The sequence below is a fragment of the Bathymodiolus azoricus thioautotrophic gill symbiont genome, from assembly GCF_001298715.1.
Lineage (GTDB): Bacteria > Pseudomonadota > Gammaproteobacteria > PS1 > Pseudothioglobaceae > Thiodubiliella.
This window is the reverse complement of record NZ_CDSC02000161.1, coordinates 1-1,770: the sequence shown is the minus strand read 5'-3', so window position 1 is coordinate 1,770 and position 1,770 is coordinate 1. Positions and strand designations below refer to the sequence as shown.

Genomic DNA, 1,770 nt, shown 5'->3' with positions numbered 1-1,770 from the left:
CTACTTAGAAAAATCGTTAAAAATATAAAGCATGAAAGAAAAAAGCGCAAAATGTCACAGTTAAATTTAGCCATGGCAATGGCGCATGAATCTGTTAGTTTGATTTCTTTTATTGAAACTGGCATCAAAAATCAGAGATTTAACTTGATACATTTAATTAGTATCGTTAAAATTTTAGATATTTAAATTCTAGAATTATTTGAAGGGGTTAATGAAATTTTACAAACAAAATAATGTTATTATCTAATACACACGCCATCGCTCAAGTATTAAACATTAATACAATTGATATACGCAATGTCACTTTTAAAGATGTTTGTACCGATACCAGAAAGCGCATGGACGGCGCTTTGTTTATTGCCCTAGTTGGGGATAATTTTGATGCACACGACTATGTTAATCAGGCGCAAAAAATGGGTGCGGTGGCACTGGTTGTTAGTAAAAAAGTAGACTCAAGTTTGCCTACTTTAGTGGTGGAAAATACACAAAATGCACTTAGCGAGATTGCCACTTGGCACTTGCATAATATTAAGCCAAAAGTGATTGCCATTACAGGTAGTAATGGCAAAACCACTCTCAAGAATATATTGAAAAATATTCTTAAATTAAAAGCACCCACTCTGGCGACCAAAGGCAATCTCAACAATCACCTTGGTGTGCCGATGACCTTACTTAGATTGAAAGAAAAACACCAATACGCTGTCATTGAAATGGGGGCGAATCATTTGGGTGAAATCTCCCATCTGTGTAAGATAGCAAGCCCTGATATTGCAGTAGTAACCAACACGCTTGATGCGCATATTGGTGAGTTTGGTGGTTTTAATAATTTGGTTAAAGCCAAAGGTGAGATTTATTCAAGCCATTGTAAAAATATTGTCAACACACAAACTTCTTTTACAGGCGATGTTAGTTTTGGCGAGGGCGGCAATATTTTTGCTAATAATATCAACAATAACTGTTTTGATTTAAATATCTTTGATAAGAAAGTAAGGGTAATCTTACAACTCCTTGGTAGGCACAATATTGATAACGCCTTGGCAGCCAGCGCCTGTGCTTGTGCGCTAGAAATTGATATTAAGCTCATCAAACAAGGTTTAGAAAAAACACAAGCTGAAAAAGGCAGATTGAATATTATTCAAAAATCTCATTTAACCATTATTGATGACTCTTACAATGCCAGCCCAAGCTCTAGTAAATATGCTTTGGAAGTGTTGAACAGTTTTACTGGCAAAAAAATTGCTGTGCTTGGAAAAATGGCAGAGTTGGGCGATAAATCCGATGCCTATCACCGCCAAATTGGTGACTTTGCAAAATCATTGGATATTAGTCAACTGTATAGTTTTCAATCCGACTATGGTGTACAAAATTTTAACAATGAAGCACAACTACTGACAACACTCAAACAGCACACAGATTGCACTATTCTTTTCAAAGGCTCAAGGGTTGCAAAATTAGAACAAATCATCAAAAAATTATGCGTATAATTTCCCACCTTGTTTAGCAATAAACAACAGTAATTTACGCCTTATTTTGTAATTTTTGTTTAGAGGTGTGAAATACAAAGCGTTTGATGTCACTTAGTATTCTTTATACGACAGCATAAACACATGCAGTAGTTTGGCGCTTATAAACAAAAAAATTGCGCCCGTGGCTCAACTGGATAGAGTACTCGGCTACGAACCGAGCGGTTGCAGGTTCGAATCCCGCCGGGCGCACCATATTTTAAAAAACCCCTTGCGTGAATCTGCAGGGGTTTTTGTTTACACTGAT

General features: G+C 36.4%; 2 protein-coding genes and 1 tRNA gene. All 3 read left to right on the top strand.

Annotated elements, in window-relative coordinates; all coding sequences use genetic code 11:
* A partial coding sequence (locus BAZSYMA_RS10195; protein ID WP_206599439.1) for an XRE family transcriptional regulator occupies nt 1-186 on the top strand: 186 nt, incomplete at its 5' end.
* Between the two features lie 47 nt (nt 187-233).
* Nucleotides 234-1,484 carry a UDP-N-acetylmuramoyl-tripeptide--D-alanyl-D-alanine ligase gene (locus tag BAZSYMA_RS03235; protein ID WP_090715589.1) on the top strand — a complete coding sequence of 417 codons (1,251 nt, stop codon included), beginning with the start codon at nt 234-236 and terminating at the stop codon, nt 1,482-1,484.
* A gap of 157 nt (nt 1,485-1,641) precedes the next feature.
* Nucleotides 1,642-1,718, top strand: a tRNA-Arg gene (locus tag BAZSYMA_RS03230).
* Nucleotides 1,719-1,770: the final 52 nt, after the last annotated feature.

What these genes read in the sequence shown, in the direction of transcription:
- BAZSYMA_RS03235 (WP_090715589.1), top strand. Translation starts at nt 234, where the DNA reads ATGTTATTATCTAATACACACGCCATCGCTCAAGTATTAAACATTAAT.